The organism is Cellulomonas sp. P5_C5 (assembly GCF_054049655.1).
In genome coordinates this window covers 13,334-29,118 of sequence record NZ_JBFULY010000006.1, presented here as the reverse complement: position 1 = coordinate 29,118, position 15,785 = coordinate 13,334, and the positions used below count along the sequence as shown (strand labels likewise).

Below are 15,785 nucleotides of genomic sequence, written 5' to 3'. Positions count from 1 at the left end.
CGGAGCACATCACGCGACGACAACACGCGGTCGACCAGGCGACGTCGCGGGGCGACGTGGCGTGGCCGACGAGCGGCGTCGTGGAGGTCATGGTGTGACGGTAGTAATACCCCACTGTGTCGGTCGACTTAGTCCACCTACTGGGACGGTGAGTCCGTCAGGCGGCCGTGCCCTCCGCCAGCCACGCCGCGAACGCCTCGAACGACGACGGCCGGCCCAGGAACCGCTCCACCAGCTCGGCGGCGTCCGCCGTGCCTCCGGGCGCGAGGATGGCGTCGCGGTACCGGCGACCGACGACCGGGTCCATGAGCCCGGACGCGAACCCCGTGCGCAGGTCCTTCGCGATGATCAGGCTCCAGAGGTACGTGTAGTACGCGGACCCGTACCCGTCGAGGTGCCCGAACCCGGCGTACTGATGGGTCTCCGCGATGGGCGTGTACGGACCGAAGCGGGCGTCGACGTCCGCGGTGTACGCGGCCAGGTCGGCGGGCGGGTCGGCGTGCAGGCCGTACGACAGGGCCGTGTAGTTGAGCTGGCGACGGGTCCACGCGCCGCGCCCGAACGCGTCCGCGCGGCGCATCCGCTCGACGAGGGCGGCCGGGATCGGCTCGCCGGCGGCGTTCGTCGCGAAGGACCCGAGCACCCCCGCGTCCCAGCCCCACTCCTCGAGCAGCTGGCTGGGCGCCTCGACGAAGTCCCACTCGGTGGCGACCCCCGTGAACATCGCCCACGGCTGGTTGCCGCCCAGCACCTCGTGCACCAGGTGGCCCAGCTCGTGGAAGAACGTCAGCACGTCGTCGTGCTCCATCAGACCGGTCGGGAAGTTGCAGACCAGCGACCCCTCGGGCAGCGAGCGGCCCGCGATGCCCGGCACCAGCGGGAACTGCGCGGCGTGGTTGAACTTCCCCGGCCGCGGGTGCATGTCGAGGTACACGCGGCCGATGGCCCGGCCCTCGTCGGTGACGTCGTAGACCTCGACGTCCTCGTGCCAGGTGGGTGCGTCGACCGGCCGCAGCTCGATCCCGAACAGCCGCGAGACCACGTCCAGCACGCCCGGCTTCACGGTCTCGTACCGGAAGTACTCGCGGACCTCGCGGGAGTCGACGTCGTACTGCTCGTTCTTGATGACCTGGTCGTAGTAGAGGTTGTCCGCGGCGGTGACGGCGGACGCGTGGGGCACGTCCTGGCGGTACCGCGCGAGCATGACGTCGACGTCGCGGGCCGCCGGAGCAGCGGTCAGCGCGTCCAGGCGGTCCACCAGGTCCGCGATCGCCTGACCGGAGCCGATCATCTTGACCTCGGCGTCGTACGTCGGCCAGTCCGGGTAGCCCAGCAGGGTGGCCCGCTCGGCGCGCAGCCGGAGCAGCTCCGCGAGGATCGGCTCGTTGGCCGGCCACCCGATGCGCTGGTGCTCGCTGGTCAGCGCCAGCCGGACCGACGGGTCCGTCGCGTACGTGCGGACCGGCAGCAGGTCCGGGTACTCGGTGGTCAGGGTGACCAGCCCGTCCTCGCCCGCGGGGTGCTCCGCGCGGAAGTCGTCGGGCAGCCCGTCCAGCTGCTCGGGCCGCACCTGCACGCTGCGCACCCCGTCGCGGATGTTCCGGGAGAACTCCAGGCCGAGCTCGGTGCACCGCTGCGCGAGCGCCCGCAGCCGGTCGCGGTCCGCCTCCGAGCGGTCGACGCCCGCGCGGCGGAAGTCGCGCAGCACGTGCTCGCGCACCCGGGCGGCCCCGGGCTCGAGCCCGTCGGCGTCCGTCGCGGCCAGGACCTGCCACAGCTCGTGGTCGAGGCCGCGCTCCGTGACCAGGTCCTCCGCGGCCTGTGCGCGCTCCTCGGCGGCTGCCCGCAGGTCCGCGTCCGGGTGCACCTCCGCCAGCAGGTGCGCGGCGGCGGACCCCGTCGCGATCGCGATGTCCGCGTCGTTCCAGAGCCCGAGGACCTCCGTCGTCGAGCGCGGCGTGCCGTCCTTCAGCCGGGCCAGCAGTGCGCGGGCGTCGTCGAGCGACGCGTCCACGGTGGTGGTGAGGAAGGCCGGCCAGGCGGCGGCGTCGGCGGGGAAGGAGGTCGGCATGAGCCGACGATAACCGCAGCCCCCGGGACTCGTGCGACCCCTTTGTGGCGAGGCGCCCGGCTCCGGCACCGCGGACTCGTAGGCTCGACGGGTGCAGACCCGGCTGGCCGACATCGCGCAACAGGCGCAGGTGAGCACGGCGACCGTCTCCCGCGTGCTCAACGGCCGGCCCGGCGTCTCCGGCRCCACCCGCCAGGCGGTGCTCGCCGCGCTCGACCTGCTCGGCTACGAGCGGCCCGCCTCCCTGACCACCAAGTCGGTGGGTCTGGTCGGCCTCGTCGTGCCGGAGCTGACCAACCCGGTGTTCCCCGCGTTCGTCGACGCCATCGAGCAGCGCCTCTCCGAGGAACGGTTCACGCCGCTGCTCTGCACGCAGTCCCCCGGCGGGACGTCCGAGGACCGGTACGTCGAGGTGCTGCTGGACCACGCCGTGAACGGCATCGTGTTCGTCTCCGGCCTGCACGCCGACAAGCAGGCCAACCTCGGGCGCTACCAGCGGCTGCGGAACTCCGGCGTCCCGATCGTGCTGGTCAACGGCTACAACGCCGAGATCGACGCCCCCTTCGTCTCCACCGACGACGAGGCCGCGATCGACGCGTCCGTCGACCACCTCGTCGCGCTCGGCCACCGGCGCATCGGGCTGGCCATCGGCCCCGACCGGTTCGTGCCCACCCGTCGCAAGGTCGCCGCGTTCGGCGCTGCCCTCGCGCGGCACGGGCTCTCCGACGACAGCGATGGCCAGGTTCACGTCAGCTCGTCGCTGTACACCGCCGAGGGCGGGCAGGCCGCGGCCACCGACCTCCTCGACTCCGGGCACACCGCGATCGTCTGCGGCTCCGACCTCATGGCTCTCGGCGCCATCCGCGCCGCCCGCTCGAACGGGCTGCGCGTGCCGCAGGACGTGTCCGTGCTCGGGTACGACGACTCCCTGCTCGTGGCGTTCGCCGACCCGCCGCTCACCACCGTCCGGCAGCCCGTCGACGCGATCTGCCGCGCCGCCGTCGACGCCCTCCTGGCCGAGATGCGCGGGGAGAAGCCGTCGCGGGTGGAGCAGCTGTTCGCGCCGGAGCTCGTCGTGCGCGGGTCGACGGCTCGCGCACCTCATGTCTGAGCTCCTTGTCATCGGCGGACGCTCCGGCGTCGGCAAGTCGTCGGTGGCGCACGCCCTGCACGCGCTCCTGCGGGATGCCGAGGTGCAGCACGCGGTCGTCGAGGGCGACACCCTGGACCTGGCGTGGCCCGCGCCCTGGGAGCACCGGCTGAGCATGCGCAACCTCGCGGCGGTCTGGGCGAACTACCGCGAGCTCGGGTACCGACGGCTGATCTACACGAACACCGTGTCGGTGCTGGAGGCCGACGAGCTGGCGGCGGCGATGGGCGACGAGCCCGCGATCACCGGCGTGCTGCTCACCGCGTCCGACGACGTGGTCGGCGCCCGGCTGGCCGGTCGGGAGTCCGGCGCCGAGCTCGCCGCGCACGTCGAGCGGTCCGCGCGCGCCGCCCACCGGCTCACCGCCGACACGCCGTCCTGGATGCCGCGCGTGGCCACGGACGGACGCGAGCCCGCCGAGATCGCCCGGGAGATCGCCGCCCTGCTCGGGTGGGGTGTCAGCGGCCGTCCCTAGGGTGGGTCGCATGCCGGAGCCCTTCCGCTCGCCGACCACCCCCGAGGCCATCGAGGACCTGCGCGCACGGTTGCGCGCGACGCGGTGGCCGGAGTCGCCCGAGGATGCCGGCTGGTCGCTGGGCACGGACCTCGCCTACCTCCGGGAGCTCGTCGCCTACTGGGCCGACGGGTTCGACTGGCCCGCGCAGGAGGCCGCGCTCTCCCGGCACCCCCGGTTCCACGTGCCGCTGGGCGACCGTCGGATCCACGTCGTGCACGCTCGCGCCGGACGTCCGGACGCCCTGCCGCTCGTCCTGACGCACGGGTGGCCGGACTCGTTCTGGCGGTACAGCAAGGTGATCTCGCTGCTCACCGACCCGGCGGATCCCGCGGACGCGTTCGACGTCGTCGTCCCGGACATGCCGGGGTTCGGGTACTCCGACGGTCCGCCGCTCGACGTCGTGGGCGTCGCGGGACTGTGGGCGGAGCTGATGACCGCGCTCGGCTACGAACGGTTCGGTGCGGCGGGCGGGGACATCGGCAGCGGGGTCAGCCGGTTCCTCGCGCTCGACCACCCCGACCGCGTCGTCGCGGTGCACCGCACGGACGGCGGGCTCCCGGTCTACACCGGCGACCCGGCCGACCTCGCACCCGAGGAGCGGTCGTTCATCGCGGACGCCCAGACCTGGGGTGCGGGCGAGGGTGCCTACGCCGCGATGCACCGGACCAAGCCCCTGACCGCCGCGGTGGGGCTCACCGACTCCCCGGCCGGGCTGGCGGCGTGGATCGTCGAGAAGCTGCACGCGTGGAGCGACGCCGACCTCTCCCCCGACGACATCCTCACCAGCATCACGATCTACTGGCTCACCGGGACCATCGGCTCGTCGATGCGGATGTACCACGCCAACTCCGCGATCCCGCCCGCGCAGCACGCCCGCCGCGTCGAGGTGCCCTCCGGGTTCTCGATCTTCCCGCACGACCTGGTCCAGCCACCGCGCGCGTGGCTCGACCGCACCGCCAACACCGTCCGCGTCACCGAGCCGGTGCGCGGCGGCCACTTCGCGCCGATCGAGGAGCCCGAGGTCTACGCCCAGGAGCTGCGCGACTTCTTCCGCCCGTACCGCTGGGTCAGCGCGGGCCGCCCAGGACCAGCTGCACCGTGACGGTGTCGCCCAGGTCCAGGGCCTCGGCCTTGCGGACCAGGTCCTTGACCGGCACCAGGTAGCGGCCGTCCTTCGGGAACAGCGACGTCTCCCACTCGGTGTCGCCGATGGTCACGAGCACCGGGATGACCCCCCACCCGTAGGTGACCTCCGCGGACACCGCCTTGATCGCGGCGCTCTCGTCGGGGGGCACGGGGACGTAGTGGAACGGCGACGGCCCGCGCCAGTAGATGATCTCGCCCGTGAACTCGAACTCCATCGCGCCATGATGCCGCCGCGGTACGACAGAGGCACCCCGTCGCCGGGGTGCCTCTGTCGTTCTCAGTGCCAGTCGGAGATCTTCACGTCGGCCGGCGCCGGTGCCCCGGTGCCCGTCTCGACCAGCTGCTTGAGGCTCATGAGGAACGTCGCCCACTTGGTGCTGCAGTGGGACATGAACTCGACCTGCTCCTTCCAGCCCTCGTGGGCGAACAGGACGATCACGTACTCGCCCTCCTGCTTGAGCTCCCAGCGGACGGTCGTCCCGATCCACTCCGGCGGCCCGTCGACGACCTCCCACAGCACGCTCCGGCCGGGCTCCTGGTCGAGCACGACCATGTCGATGCCACCCGGCTCGAACCGGAACTCCAGCAGGCCGCCGACCTCGGCCTGACCCGTGGTGTCGGCCGTCCACCAGCCCGCCAGCCCGTCGACCGTCGCCACCGCCGCGTACACGTCGTCCAGGGCCGCACCCTTCACGCCCACCCGATGAATGATGTCCACCATCTCGATCTCCTCCTGTCGCTACTTCTTGCTGCGTTCGATCGCCTCGGCGATCCTCTTGATGCGCTGCAGTCGCGCGTCCCACGCCGCCCCGACGTCGGCGAGCTGAGCCACCGCGCGGGCGAGCTGTGCCTCGTCGACCCGGTACCGCCGCTCGCGCCCCTCGGGGGTGACGTGCACCAGGCCGACGCGGTCGAGGACCACCAGGTGCTTGGCCACGGCCTGCCGCGTCACCGGCAGGCTGTCGCTGAGCGTGGTGGCGGTGCCGGCTCCGTCGGCGAGCAGGAGGTCGAGCATCCGGCGCCGCGTCGGGTCCCCGATCGCCGACCAGAGGTCGTCGTCGACGGCGACGCTCATGGCGTCGACACCAGGCCGGCGGCGTACTCCGCGATGGCCGGCACGAACCGGTCCCAGCCCTGGACGTGGTCGGCGTAGGCGGCCTCGAGGGTCGCGATCTCCCAGCCCTTCTCGCGGTAGCCGGTCTCCGTCATCCGCAGCAGGGTGCCTGCGCCGGACGGGACGAGCTCGAACGTCACGAGCAGCGAGGGCCCCTCGGTCCCGTCGTCGAAGATCCACCGGAACGAGAACAGTCGCGGCGGRTCGACGTCGACGACCGTGAGCGGCTCCACGTGGTCGCCCCCCGGCCACTCGACCCGGGCCGAGGCTCCGGGGGTCGGTGACAGGTCCGTCTCCGCGCCGTTCCACCACTCCCGGATGTGCTCGGGGCTGCTGACCACCTCGAAGACGACCTCCGGCGACGCGTCGACGTGGATCTCGCGCTCGATGCTTCCGAACTCCATGAGCTTCTCCTTCTGCAACGATCGGTTGCGCATGACGATAGCCGGTGAACGGTCTCGACGCAACCATCGGTTGCGTGAACCGTCGGACCCGACATGGGCCTCGCTCCGGGCCCGGTTCACGGCACCCATGTCGGGTTCGACGTCTGCCACCGATCGAGAAGGTCATGGGGCGTGTGTGCCGGCAAGGACGCGTCGCCACGCCGTGACGCGGCAGCCGGTCGGGCCGGTGGCAGACTCGGCCGGTGATGTCGACGTTCCCCGATCAGCGGCCCGCTCGGGTCCGGCTCGAGTGGGGGCTGACCGGCGCGTTGCAGCTGCTCGAACCGGACGGGCCCCCGAGCTTGGTGGTCGTCGTCGATGTCCTGTCGTTCTCCACCGCCGTCACCGTCGCGTGCGAGCAGGGCGTCGCGGTCCACCCCTACCCGCACCGCGACCCCGCAGGCGCAGAGGCGCTGGCCGCGCACCTGGGCGCCGCACTGGCCCGGCCGCGGGGCGACGGACGCCTGAGCCTCTCGCCGGCCTCGCTCGCGCACCTGCGCGGCGGGCGGCTCGTCCTCCCGTCACCCAACGGCGCCACCGTCGCGCACGGTCTGGCGAGCACCGGCGCCGCGGTCGTCGCCGGATGCCTCCGCAACGCGTCGGCCGTCGCACGTGCCGCGTCCGAGCACCTCGCCGCGAACCCGCGGCATGACGTCGTCCTCGTCCCCGCGGGCGAGCGGTGGCCCGACGGGACCCTGCGCCCGAGCCTCGAGGACCTGCTCGGCGCAGGGGCGATCGCCGCCGCGCTCCGCGCCGACGACCTCTCCGTCGAGGCCCGTGCAGCCGCCCTGCTCTGGCGGGCGACCCCCGACCCGGCGGCGACGATCCGGGAGTCGACGAGCGGTCGCGAGCTGACGTCGGCCGGCTGGTCGGACGACGTCACGATCGCCGTCGACCACGACGCCACCCGGACCGTCGCACGGCTGACCGACACCGGCACCGGCCCGGCGTTCACGACCGCGTGACGGGCCCGCGACGGTCGCAGCACCCGAACCCGACACCGGCCGGGCGTTCACGACCGCCGGGCGGTCCGACGACGTGCGCAGCACCCGAACCCGACACCGGCCGATCGTTCACGACCGCCGGGGCGGGCCCGCGACGTGCGCAGCACGCGAACTCGACACCGGCCGGGGTGGGCGTCTGTCAGCCCGCTGCGGCGGCGTCCCGGCGCTGGACCCACTCGCCCACGTCGCCGCGGGCCAGCGCGACGGCGAGCAGCTCCGGGAACACGTCCGGCGTGCAGGCGAACGCCGGGACGCCCAGGTCCGCGAGCGCGGCCGCGTTGTCCCGGTCGAACGCCGGCGCACCGTCGTCGGACAGTGCCAGCAGCACGACGACCTGGATGCCGGCCGACGTCATGGACGCGACCCGGCGGAGCATCTCATCGCGCACCCCACCCTCGTACAGGTCGCTGATCAGCACGAACAGCGTGTCCGTCGGCCGTGTGACCAGGCTCTGGCTGTACGCGATCGCCCGGTTGATGTCCGTGCCGCCGCCCAGCTGGGTCCCGAACAGCACGTCGACCGGGTCGGCCAGCTGGTCCGTCAGGTCCACGACGGTGGTGTCGAACACGACGAGCGACGTCTTCAGGGACCGCATCGACGCCAGCACGGCCCCGAACACCGAGGCGTACACGACCGACGACGCCATGGAGCCGGACTGGTCGATGGCGAGGATGACGTCGCGCGCCACGGCGTGCTGCCGCCGCGCGTGCCCGACCAGGCGCTGCGGGACGACCGTGCGGTACTCCGCCAGGTAGTGCTGCAGGTTCGCCCGGATCGTGGCGTCCCAGTCGATGTCCGCCGGCCGCGGCCGGTGCGTGCGGGACGCGCGGTCCAGCGCACCCGTCACGGCGGAGCGGGTGGCGTCGGCGATCCGCCGCTCGATCTGCTCGACCACCCGCGCGACCACCTGCCGGGCGGTGGCCTTGGTGGTCTCGGGCATGACCTTGTTCAGGGAGAGCAGGGTGCCGACGAGGTGCACGTCCGGCTCGACCGCACCGAGGAGCTCGGGCTCCAGCAGGAGGCGGGTCAGGCCGAGCCGGTCCACGGCGTCGCGCTGCATGACCTGCACGACGCTGCTCGGGAAGTACGTCCGGATGTCCCCGAGCCAGCGGGCGACCCGCGGCGCGGAGCCGTCGAGACCGCCCTGGCGCTTCCCACCCTGCGGCGGCCGGTCGTACAGCGCGGCGAGCGCGGCGTCCATGGCCGCGTCGCTCGTGGACAGCGTGCGGGCCGCAGCGCCGCCGCCCTCGCCGCCCAGCAGCAGGCGCCAGCGACGCAGCCGCTCCGCCTCGTCGACGGTGCTCATGCGGGTACCCCCAGGATCGTCGCGACCGTGCGCAGCGCCGGCCGGGCCAGGTCGAGGTCGAGGTCGGTCGCCGCCGCGCCGTCCACCGCCCGCACCCCGGGCCCGCGTCGGACCGCCTCGCCGACGGCTCGGCGCTCCGGCGGCGCGAACGAGCCGAACGTCCGCCGGACCAGGGGCAGCACGTCGGTGAACTCCTGCTCGGTCAGCCCCGCCACCCAGGTGTCGAGGAGGCCCAGCAGGTCGGCGTCCCGCGCCAGCAGGAGACCGCCGCCGTCGAGGAAGCCCTCGATCCAGGCGGCCTTCGCGGGGGCGTCGGCGCCGACCGACAGTGCCCGGCCGAGCCGGCGGGCGGCCTCGTCGGGAGCCAGCCGGCCGACGTCACGCAGCAGGCGTGCCGCGCGTCCGACCAGCACGCCGGACACGTCGTCGCGGTCGGCGACCCCGTGCACGGCCTGCAGCCACCGCGCGGTGTCGGCCTCGGACTCCGCCAGCAGCACGGCCGCGTGCACCGCGTCGACGGACGTCCGCAGCGTCCGGGCGGCGTCGTCGTCGATGCCCGTCACCAGCGCGGGCAGCCCGGCGCACACCCGGATCAGCAGCGCGTCGGCGACGCGCGCCAGCTCGGCGACGTCGGTCCCGCGGACGTCCGAGTACCGCTGCGCCCGCACGAGCGGCGGCAGCGCCGCCATGAGGTGCGTGACGTCGAGCTCGCGGGCCGCGCGGTCGCGCAACGCCTCGAGCAGCGGGGGGACGGCGTCGGGCAGGTCGGCCAGCAGGACCTGGGCGACGAGGCCCGTCAGACCGGCGAGGTCCGCAGCGGCCGCCTGGCTCCGGACGGCTGCCGCGGCCGCGGTCGGCACGGTGGTCCCCCACACGGCGGCCTCGATGATCGCGACCGACAGGGCGGGCTCCCACCGGATCGACCACGTCTCGCGGAACGTCCCGGTGCTGCGCCGCGTGTCCTGCGCGGCGGTCCCCCAGTCGATGCCGAGCAGCCGCAGCCGGTGCAGGAGCCGCGAGCGCTGCAGGTCCGTGTCCTTGCGCAGGTCGAGCTCGAGCGTGCGCTCCAGCGCCTCGGGGACGATCCGCAGCCGTCGGGCCGTGGCCCGCAGGTCGGCTTCGAGCGGGACCGTCGGGACGGTCGCGGGCACGTGCCCGAGCGACTCACCGACGACGAGCCGGCGCGTGACCAGGTCCAGCATCGTGTCGTCGCCGTCGCAGAGCACCGCCCGGGTGGCCTCCTGCACCTCGTCGAGACCGGCGGCAGGACGGCCCCGGAGCCCTGCGAGCGTCTCCGCGAGCCGCACGCCCTCGATGACGTGGGCCGACGACACAGGCAGGTCCTCGGCGCGGAGCACGCCGGCCACCCGGGTCAGCCAGCGCGCGACGGTGTGGTCGGGGGCCGTGAACAGGTGGTGGTACCAGCCGGGCGAGACGATGCCCGCGCCGTAGCCGGAGGCGGCGGCCAGCCGCGACGACGTCCACGGCACCCACGTCACCGAGCTGGAGACCTTCGGCAGCCCGCGCAGGAGTCGCGCGTCGGCGGCGGCCGCGGGCAGCTTCCCGTCGAGAGCCGGGGCGTGCCAGGCACCGCAGACGACCGCGACCCGCTCGGCGCCGTCGCGCATCGCGGCTCGCATCGTCTGGCGCATGTACGCCTCGCGGACCGCCTCGTGCTCCTCCTCGTCGGCGGGCAGCGGGCCGGCCGCGGCGCGCAGCTCCGCCATCGCCGCGGTGATCGCCGGGAACGGCGTCGGGGCGTCCGGCCGCGACTCGACCACGTCCTCCCACCACCGTTCCGCGTCGTCGTACCCGGCGGCGCGCGCGAGGGCCCCGAGCGGGTCGCGACGCACGGCGAGCAGGTCGTCAGCCGGACCAGCGCCGTCGGCCGGGCCAGCGTCGGCGGCCGGACCAGCGTCGTCGCCGGGTGTCGTCGACCCGTCCACCGCGACCTCGTCCTCCGGGGACTGCGCGGCTGCTCGTCGGGCGAGGACGGCGGCGGACGGCAGGTCGCAGAACCGCACGGGGACGTCGTGCTCGTGGGCCCAGCGCAGCGCCTGCCACTCGGGGGAGAACACGGCCATCGGCCAGAACGAGGCGAGGCCGGGCGTCGCGGACGACCAGGCGAGCAGAGCGACGGGCGGTTCGAGCCCGGGGTCGGCGACGAACGACGTCAGCGGGTCGGCGTCGGCCGGACCCTCGATCAGGACGACGTCCGGCTGCAGCCGCTCGAGCGCGGCGAGCACCGCGCGCGCGGACCCGGGTCCGTGGTGCCGGATGCCCAGGATCTCGACGTCCGTCACCCGCTGACCTCGCGGCACGCGCTGTAGAACTCGTGCCAGTCGGCGCGCTCGCGCACGACCGCCTCGAGGTACTCGAACCAGACGGCCTTGTCCGCCACGGGGTCCTTGATCACCGACCCGACGATCCCGGCGGCCACGTCGTGCGGGCGCAGCACCCCGTCCCCGAAGTGGGCGGCCAGAGCCAGGCCGTTGGTCAGCACGGAGATCGCCTCGGCGGTCGAGAGGGTGCCCGACGGCGACTTGACCTTGGTGCGGCCGTCCGTGGTCTCCCCCGAGCGCAGCTCGCGGAAGACGGTGACCACCCGGCGGATCTCCGCCTCGGCGGCGGGTGCGGCCGGCAGCTCGAGCGAGAGGCCCAGCTGCGCGACGCGACGGGTCACGATCTCGACCTCGTCCTCCTCCGTCGCCGGCAGCGGCAGGACGACGGTGTTGAACCGTCGCCGCAGGGCCGAGGACAGCTCGTTCACACCGCGGTCGCGGTCGTTGGCGGTCGCGATGACGTTGAACCCCTTCGCGGCCTGCACCTCCGTGCCCAGCTCCGGGACGGGCAGCGTCTTCTCCGACAGGACCGTGATGAGGGCGTCCTGGACGTCGGACGGGATGCGCGTCAGCTCCTCGATGCGCACGATGCTGGCGTCCTCCATCGCCGTCATCACCGGCGAACGCACCAGGGCCGCGTCCGACGGGCCCTCGGCGAGCAGGCGGGCGTAGTTCCAGCCGTAGCGCACGGCCTCGTCGCCGGTGCCCGACGTGCCCTGCACCAGGAGGGTCGAGCGACCGCAGACCGCCGCGGCGAGGTGCTCGCTGACCCACGTCTTCGCCGTCCCCGGGACACCGAGCAGCAGCAGGGCCCGGTCGGTGGCGAGCGTGGCGACCGCGACCTCGATCAGGCGCCGCGGGCCGACGTACTTCGGGGTGATCACCTGCCCGTCGGGCAGCACGTCACCGAGCAGGTACGTCACCACGGCCCACGGCGACAGCCGCCACGCGGGCGGCCGGGGACGGTCGTCGACCGCGGCGAGCGCCGCCAGCTCGTGGGCGAACGCCTGCTCGGCGTGCGGTCGCAGCAGCGCGGTCGGGGGCGGTGTCGGTGCGATGGTCAACGGAGCTCCTCGAGCATCTGGCGGCGGGTGAACAGGTGGTCGGCGACGTGGAGCAGCGCGCTGTGCCACGGCGGTGAGTCGGTGCGGTCGGCGGCGGCGGCGCGGACCCTGTCCTCGGTGGGCGCGTCGGGGGTCAGGGCGCTGGTCAGGTGCGTGCGTGCGCGGGCGGCGAGCGCGTCGGCGGGGCGCTCGGGCGCGGCGACGACCGCAAGCACGGCGTCGCGCAGTCGCGGGTGCCACGGTCCGGGCATCGCCTGGATCGCGAGGGTCAGCGCCGCGTCCAGGAGGACCGGGCTGCCCGCGGACCGGAACCACTGCTCGACCACGTCGGCACGGTCGTCCCGCGTGAGGATGGCGAGCAGGCCGGTGCGCGCCCACGCCGGGTCCGCCGCCAGCAGGGCCCGGGCCCACGGGCGCGACCGCTGGCGCTCGGTCGCGAGGTGCCACGACTGGTGCAGCCCCGGGCGGTAGTCGCCGGTCACCGGCAGCGCGAGGAGCTGCTCGGGCGTCAGCCCGAACGTGCGCTCCCAGACGGTCAGCGGCGTCGCGGCGACGAGCTGGTGCAGGCGCCACGCCGCCGCACCGGTGCCCGGCGGGGTTGCCGGGAACGGGTCGGGCGACCGCAGCGGCGACACGTCGGCGGGCAGGTGCACCGCCAGCGCGCCGCCCGTCAGCGACAGGCTCGCCAGCGCCTTGGTCGTGACGTCGGCGGTGAACTGCGCCTCGGGCAGCTGCGCGGCCAGGTCGAGCGCTGTCGCGCGCACCTCCGACGACCGGCCGGCGAGTGCGGCGTCGAGGGCTGCCTCGTCGGGCGCGGGACGGCTCGGGACGGGCGGCTCGTCGAGCGCGGCCGCCGTCGACCACGCCGGGTCGAACGAGGCCAGCCAGCGCCCGCGCTCGCCCAGCACCGCGCGGACGCCGGGGGCGAGCTCGCGACGACGGCCGGCCAGGTCGAGCAGCTGCGGGAGCAACGACGGCGGCGCGACCAGGGCGCGCTCCGCCGCGACGTGCAGCCACTCGGTGAGCAGCGCGACACCYTCGCCGTCCGACCGGGCGAGCAGTCCCGCGAGCCGCTCCCGCGCGGCGCCGCCGACGACCGCGGCCGTCTCCTGCGGAGCGGGTTCGGGCGCGGGCCGCTCGGTGCGCGCGCCGGTGGTCCCGGCGCGGCGAGCGGTGGTGAGCAGGACCGCCGCACCGAGCAGCCGGCCGGGCGCGTCCGTGGCAGGTAGTCGTGCACCCACGGCGCCGAGGTCGTCGGGGAGGTCGGCCGGGTCGAGCGACCGCCGGTCGGTGCCGAGGAGCGCGGCCGTCAGGACGTCGTCCCAGGTCACGGCGCTCACCAGGTCACCCACCCGTCGTCGGTGCTGATGCCACCGGGCTCCAGCCCCGCGGGTGTGAGCACGGCCGACACGGTGGCCGGTCGACCGCCCGACAGTGCGAGCAGCTGCCACGGACGGTCGCCGCGACGGACGGGCACCGCTGCGCCGTCGTCGTCGACCAGCACCCACGGTGCTCCCGGCACGGCCCGCACTCCCGACAGCACCACGGGCAGCTCGGTGAGCCACGGGTCGTCGGCGAGCGCCGCCGCCCAGGTGCCCGCCAGGTCGCCCAGGGGGACGCCACCGTCGCGGCTCGCGGGCGCGGGGTCGTCGTGCCGGGTCCCGACCGCCGCGCGCACGGGGAACGAGCCGGGGTACAGGTGCAGGTCGGCGTCGACCGACGTCCCGGGCAGCAGGGACGAGTCGAGCGGCTGGCTGCCGGCCGCGAACGACAGGACGAACGCGTTGCGGCCGGTGGTCGCGCCGCGCAGGTGCACGCGGCGGGTGGTGAGACGCCCGTCGGACCCGTCCCGCAGGCCGACGACGTCCCACCGGTCCCGCAGCCCCGGCGTCGAGACGACGTCCTCGCCGCGCACCGGGTAGCCGACGCGCGCGCGCACCGTGTCCGCGAGCGCGGGAGGGAGCTCGTCGATGCGGTGGTGCCCGACGGTGAGCAGGTGCAGCAGCGCGTACTCCTCGACGAGGCGCCCCGCCCACCCCTCGCCCGACGCGGCGACCGACGCGAGGCGTCGCACCGACCCGGCGAGGCCGGGGGCCTGGGCGTCGACCAGCCTGGCGGCGACGGCGTCGAAGCGTCCGTAGCCTCCGCGGTCCGCCCCGGCCAGTCCGGTCCGCACCTCGTCGCGGAGCCACCGGTCGAGCTCCTCGACGCCGGACCCGACCCGGCTCGCCCGGGCGGCGCTGCGCCGTGCGGCCGCCGCGGGGTCGGGCGTCGCCTCGGCCCGGGTGGCGGCCTTGGTCGCGCGGTCGTCCCGGGCGGCGAGCCACGCGGCGGCCGCGTCGCCCGGGCCCTCCTGCTCGGGGACGTGCCCCGCCGACCACAGCAGCAGCAGGCCCAGGGCGTGCTTGCAGGGGAACTTTCGGCTCGGGCACGAGCACTTGAAGGCGGGACCGGTCAGGTCGACGACCGTCTGGTACGGCGTCTTGCCGGACCCGGCGCACGATCCCCACAGCGCGGGCGGGTCGGTGGACACGCCGGTGTCCGACCAGGGTCCGGGTGCCGCGAGCTTGCGCCCGGCGGCCACGGACGCGGCGTCGGGCGCGGTCGCGAGCACCTGGTCTGCGGTCCATCGAACGGGCACGGGCGTCACCGTAGCGGCGGGGTCCGACGTGCCGGGCGCGCGATCGGGACCCGAGGGTGCATGCCCTCCGCATCGGCGGATCGCGCCCCGATCTCAAGCCGGTCGACCGAGCCATGAGTGACGCGACGGAGGGCTGCCGCGTCACTCATGGCGTGGTCGTCAGCGACGGCGGGCCGTCAGAGCGGTGACCACCGGGGCGAGCAGCGCGATCGCTGCGGCGACGAACGCGGCCGTCGCGACCGTCTCGTCCACCAGCGGACCGTTCGTGCGACCGAGGCCGATCCACGCCAGGCCCCACGCCATCGCCAGGCCGACCGGGACGGTCACCGACGGACGCCCCCGGCCGAACACCGCGTAGGCCACCGACAGCGCGGCACCGGCGACCAGCACGATCACCGACCACACCGTCGCGCCCAGGCCCAGCTCGCCGACGTCGGCCACCGTGAGGAACGCGGCGATGTTCGCGAGCGTCGCCACGCTGACCCAGCCCAGGTAGAGCCCGATGGTCACGTCGGTGATCAGCGAGGTCGCGGTCCCCGTGTGCGCGAGCCGGACGAGCCGCACGAAGATCACCGCGAGCACGGCGAGCAGCGCGAGGATCACCACGACGCTGCCGCCGACCGACCCGGCCTGCACGACCCCGATCCACAGGGTGTTGAGCAGCATGGACGCCAGCACCCACCACGACACGGCCCGCAGGCGGGGGTCGGCGCCCTGGCGCGGCAGGGCCTGGACGACCGCGAAGACGCCGAGGCCGAGGTAGATCAGCGACCAGATCGAGAACGCGGGGGTGTCGGGGGCCAGCGGGGTGGCCGTCGCGGAGAGGGCGCCGTCGGCGGCGTCGGCGATGGGCTGGCCGCCGAACGCGCCGGAGCCGACGGCCGCGCCGCCGATGGCGACGATCGCGCCGACGAGGACAGTGACCTGGCGGACCCGGTCCCGGGTCGTGGTGCTCGTGGTGAGTGTTGTCGTCATGCCCTCCAGGGT

At 74.7% G+C, this 15,785-nt stretch carries 15 protein-coding genes; 4 read left to right on the top strand and 11 right to left on the bottom strand.

Annotated elements, in window-relative coordinates:
* Nucleotides 1-157: 157 nt before the first annotated feature.
* Nucleotides 158-2,071 (bottom strand): M3 family metallopeptidase, encoded by a 1,914-nt coding sequence (locus ACXJKF_RS07280; protein ID WP_456787067.1) that lies wholly within the window; start codon nt 2,069-2,071, stop codon nt 158-160.
* A 91-nt stretch (nt 2,072-2,162) separates the two neighbouring features.
* On the opposite strand from ACXJKF_RS07280, the gene ACXJKF_RS07275 reads away from it, so the two are divergent.
* The 3 genes from ACXJKF_RS07275 to ACXJKF_RS07265 are packed head-to-tail and all read left to right on the top strand — an operon-like array spanning nt 2,163 to nt 4,840.
* Nucleotides 2,163-3,182, top strand: coding sequence for a LacI family DNA-binding transcriptional regulator (locus ACXJKF_RS07275; protein WP_456787066.1), 1,020 nt, complete (start codon nt 2,163-2,165; stop codon nt 3,180-3,182).
* Nucleotides 3,175-3,696 carry an ATPase gene (locus ACXJKF_RS07270; protein WP_456787065.1) on the top strand — a complete coding sequence of 174 codons (522 nt, stop codon included), beginning with the start codon at nt 3,175-3,177 and terminating at the stop codon, nt 3,694-3,696. The genes ACXJKF_RS07275 and ACXJKF_RS07270 overlap by 8 nt, the downstream gene beginning before the upstream one ends.
* Nucleotides 3,697-3,706: 10 nt before the next feature.
* A complete protein-coding gene (locus ACXJKF_RS07265; RefSeq protein ID WP_456787064.1) occupies nt 3,707-4,840 on the top strand; it encodes an epoxide hydrolase family protein in 1,134 nt (377 codons plus the stop codon).
* Here the strand turns inward: ACXJKF_RS07265 and ACXJKF_RS07260 are convergent.
* From ACXJKF_RS07260 to ACXJKF_RS07245, 4 genes are all read right to left on the bottom strand, one after another.
* Nucleotides 4,806-5,099: a DUF1905 domain-containing protein gene (locus ACXJKF_RS07260; RefSeq protein WP_456787063.1), complete on the bottom strand. Its 294-nt coding sequence runs from the start codon at nt 5,097-5,099 to the stop codon at nt 4,806-4,808. The genes ACXJKF_RS07265 and ACXJKF_RS07260 overlap by 35 nt on opposite strands.
* A gap of 62 nt (nt 5,100-5,161) precedes the next feature.
* Nucleotides 5,162-5,605 (bottom strand): SRPBCC family protein, encoded by a 444-nt coding sequence (locus tag ACXJKF_RS07255; protein WP_456787062.1) that lies wholly within the window; start codon nt 5,603-5,605, stop codon nt 5,162-5,164.
* Nucleotides 5,606-5,623: 18 nt separating this feature from the next.
* The gene (locus tag ACXJKF_RS07250; protein WP_456787061.1) at nt 5,624-5,959 is read right to left on the bottom strand and encodes an ArsR/SmtB family transcription factor; all 336 of its coding nucleotides are present in this window, start codon (nt 5,957-5,959) and stop codon (nt 5,624-5,626) included.
* Nucleotides 5,956-6,402: an SRPBCC family protein gene (locus ACXJKF_RS07245; protein WP_456787060.1), complete on the bottom strand. Its 447-nt coding sequence runs from the start codon at nt 6,400-6,402 to the stop codon at nt 5,956-5,958. The genes ACXJKF_RS07250 and ACXJKF_RS07245 overlap by 4 nt, the downstream gene beginning before the upstream one ends.
* A 245-nt stretch (nt 6,403-6,647) precedes the next feature.
* Here ACXJKF_RS07245 and ACXJKF_RS07240 point away from each other — a divergent pair, with 245 nt between their 5' ends.
* Nucleotides 6,648-7,406 carry a 2-phosphosulfolactate phosphatase gene (locus ACXJKF_RS07240; RefSeq protein ID WP_456787059.1) on the top strand — a complete coding sequence of 253 codons (759 nt, stop codon included), beginning with the start codon at nt 6,648-6,650 and terminating at the stop codon, nt 7,404-7,406.
* Between the two features lie 178 nt (nt 7,407-7,584).
* On the opposite strand, the gene ACXJKF_RS07235 is transcribed toward ACXJKF_RS07240, so the two are convergent.
* The 6 genes from ACXJKF_RS07235 to ACXJKF_RS07210 all read right to left on the bottom strand — a co-directional run bounded on the left by ACXJKF_RS07235 (nt 7,585) and on the right by ACXJKF_RS07210 (nt 15,773).
* A complete protein-coding gene (locus ACXJKF_RS07235) occupies nt 7,585-8,751 on the bottom strand; it encodes a VWA domain-containing protein (protein WP_456787058.1) in 1,167 nt (388 codons plus the stop codon).
* Nucleotides 8,748-11,054, bottom strand: a complete 2,307-nt coding sequence (locus ACXJKF_RS07230) for a DUF5682 family protein (protein ID WP_456787057.1) — start codon at nt 11,052-11,054, stop codon at nt 8,748-8,750. The genes ACXJKF_RS07235 and ACXJKF_RS07230 overlap by 4 nt, the downstream gene beginning before the upstream one ends.
* Nucleotides 11,051-12,157 carry an AAA family ATPase gene (locus tag ACXJKF_RS07225; RefSeq protein WP_456787056.1) on the bottom strand — a complete coding sequence of 369 codons (1,107 nt, stop codon included), beginning with the start codon at nt 12,155-12,157 and terminating at the stop codon, nt 11,051-11,053. Before ACXJKF_RS07225 ends, ACXJKF_RS07230 begins: the two co-directional genes overlap by 4 nt.
* Nucleotides 12,154-13,497, bottom strand: coding sequence for a DUF5691 domain-containing protein (locus ACXJKF_RS07220; RefSeq protein WP_456787055.1), 1,344 nt, complete (start codon nt 13,495-13,497; stop codon nt 12,154-12,156). The genes ACXJKF_RS07225 and ACXJKF_RS07220 overlap by 4 nt, the downstream gene beginning before the upstream one ends.
* Nucleotides 13,494-14,798, bottom strand: coding sequence for an SWIM zinc finger family protein (locus ACXJKF_RS07215; RefSeq protein WP_456787054.1), 1,305 nt, complete (start codon nt 14,796-14,798; stop codon nt 13,494-13,496). Before ACXJKF_RS07215 ends, ACXJKF_RS07220 begins: the two co-directional genes overlap by 4 nt.
* 159 nt (nt 14,799-14,957) lie before the next feature.
* Nucleotides 14,958-15,773, bottom strand: coding sequence for a tryptophan-rich sensory protein (locus ACXJKF_RS07210; RefSeq protein ID WP_456787053.1), 816 nt, complete (start codon nt 15,771-15,773; stop codon nt 14,958-14,960).
* Between the last annotated feature and the right edge of the window lie 12 nt (nt 15,774-15,785).

Excerpts from the sequence above, each read along its gene's own strand:
- ACXJKF_RS07280 (WP_456787067.1), bottom strand. The coding sequence starts at position 2,071 with ATGCCGACCTCCTTCCCCGCCGACGCCGCCGCCTGGCCGGCCTTCCTC.
- ACXJKF_RS07240 (WP_456787059.1), top strand. The coding sequence starts at position 6,648 with ATGTCGACGTTCCCCGATCAGCGGCCCGCTCGGGTCCGGCTCGAGTGG.
- ACXJKF_RS07210 (WP_456787053.1), bottom strand. The coding sequence starts at position 15,773 with ATGACGACAACACTCACCACGAGCACCACGACCCGGGACCGGGTCCGC.
- ACXJKF_RS07255 (WP_456787062.1), bottom strand. The coding sequence starts at position 5,605 with ATGGTGGACATCATTCATCGGGTGGGCGTGAAGGGTGCGGCCCTGGAC.
- ACXJKF_RS07260 (WP_456787063.1), bottom strand. The coding sequence starts at position 5,099 with ATGGAGTTCGAGTTCACGGGCGAGATCATCTACTGGCGCGGGCCGTCG.
- ACXJKF_RS07250 (WP_456787061.1), bottom strand. The coding sequence starts at position 5,959 with ATGAGCGTCGCCGTCGACGACGACCTCTGGTCGGCGATCGGGGACCCG.
- ACXJKF_RS07235 (WP_456787058.1), bottom strand. The coding sequence starts at position 8,751 with ATGAGCACCGTCGACGAGGCGGAGCGGCTGCGTCGCTGGCGCCTGCTG.
- ACXJKF_RS07270 (WP_456787065.1), top strand. The coding sequence starts at position 3,175 with ATGTCTGAGCTCCTTGTCATCGGCGGACGCTCCGGCGTCGGCAAGTCG.
- ACXJKF_RS07265 (WP_456787064.1), top strand. The coding sequence starts at position 3,707 with ATGCCGGAGCCCTTCCGCTCGCCGACCACCCCCGAGGCCATCGAGGAC.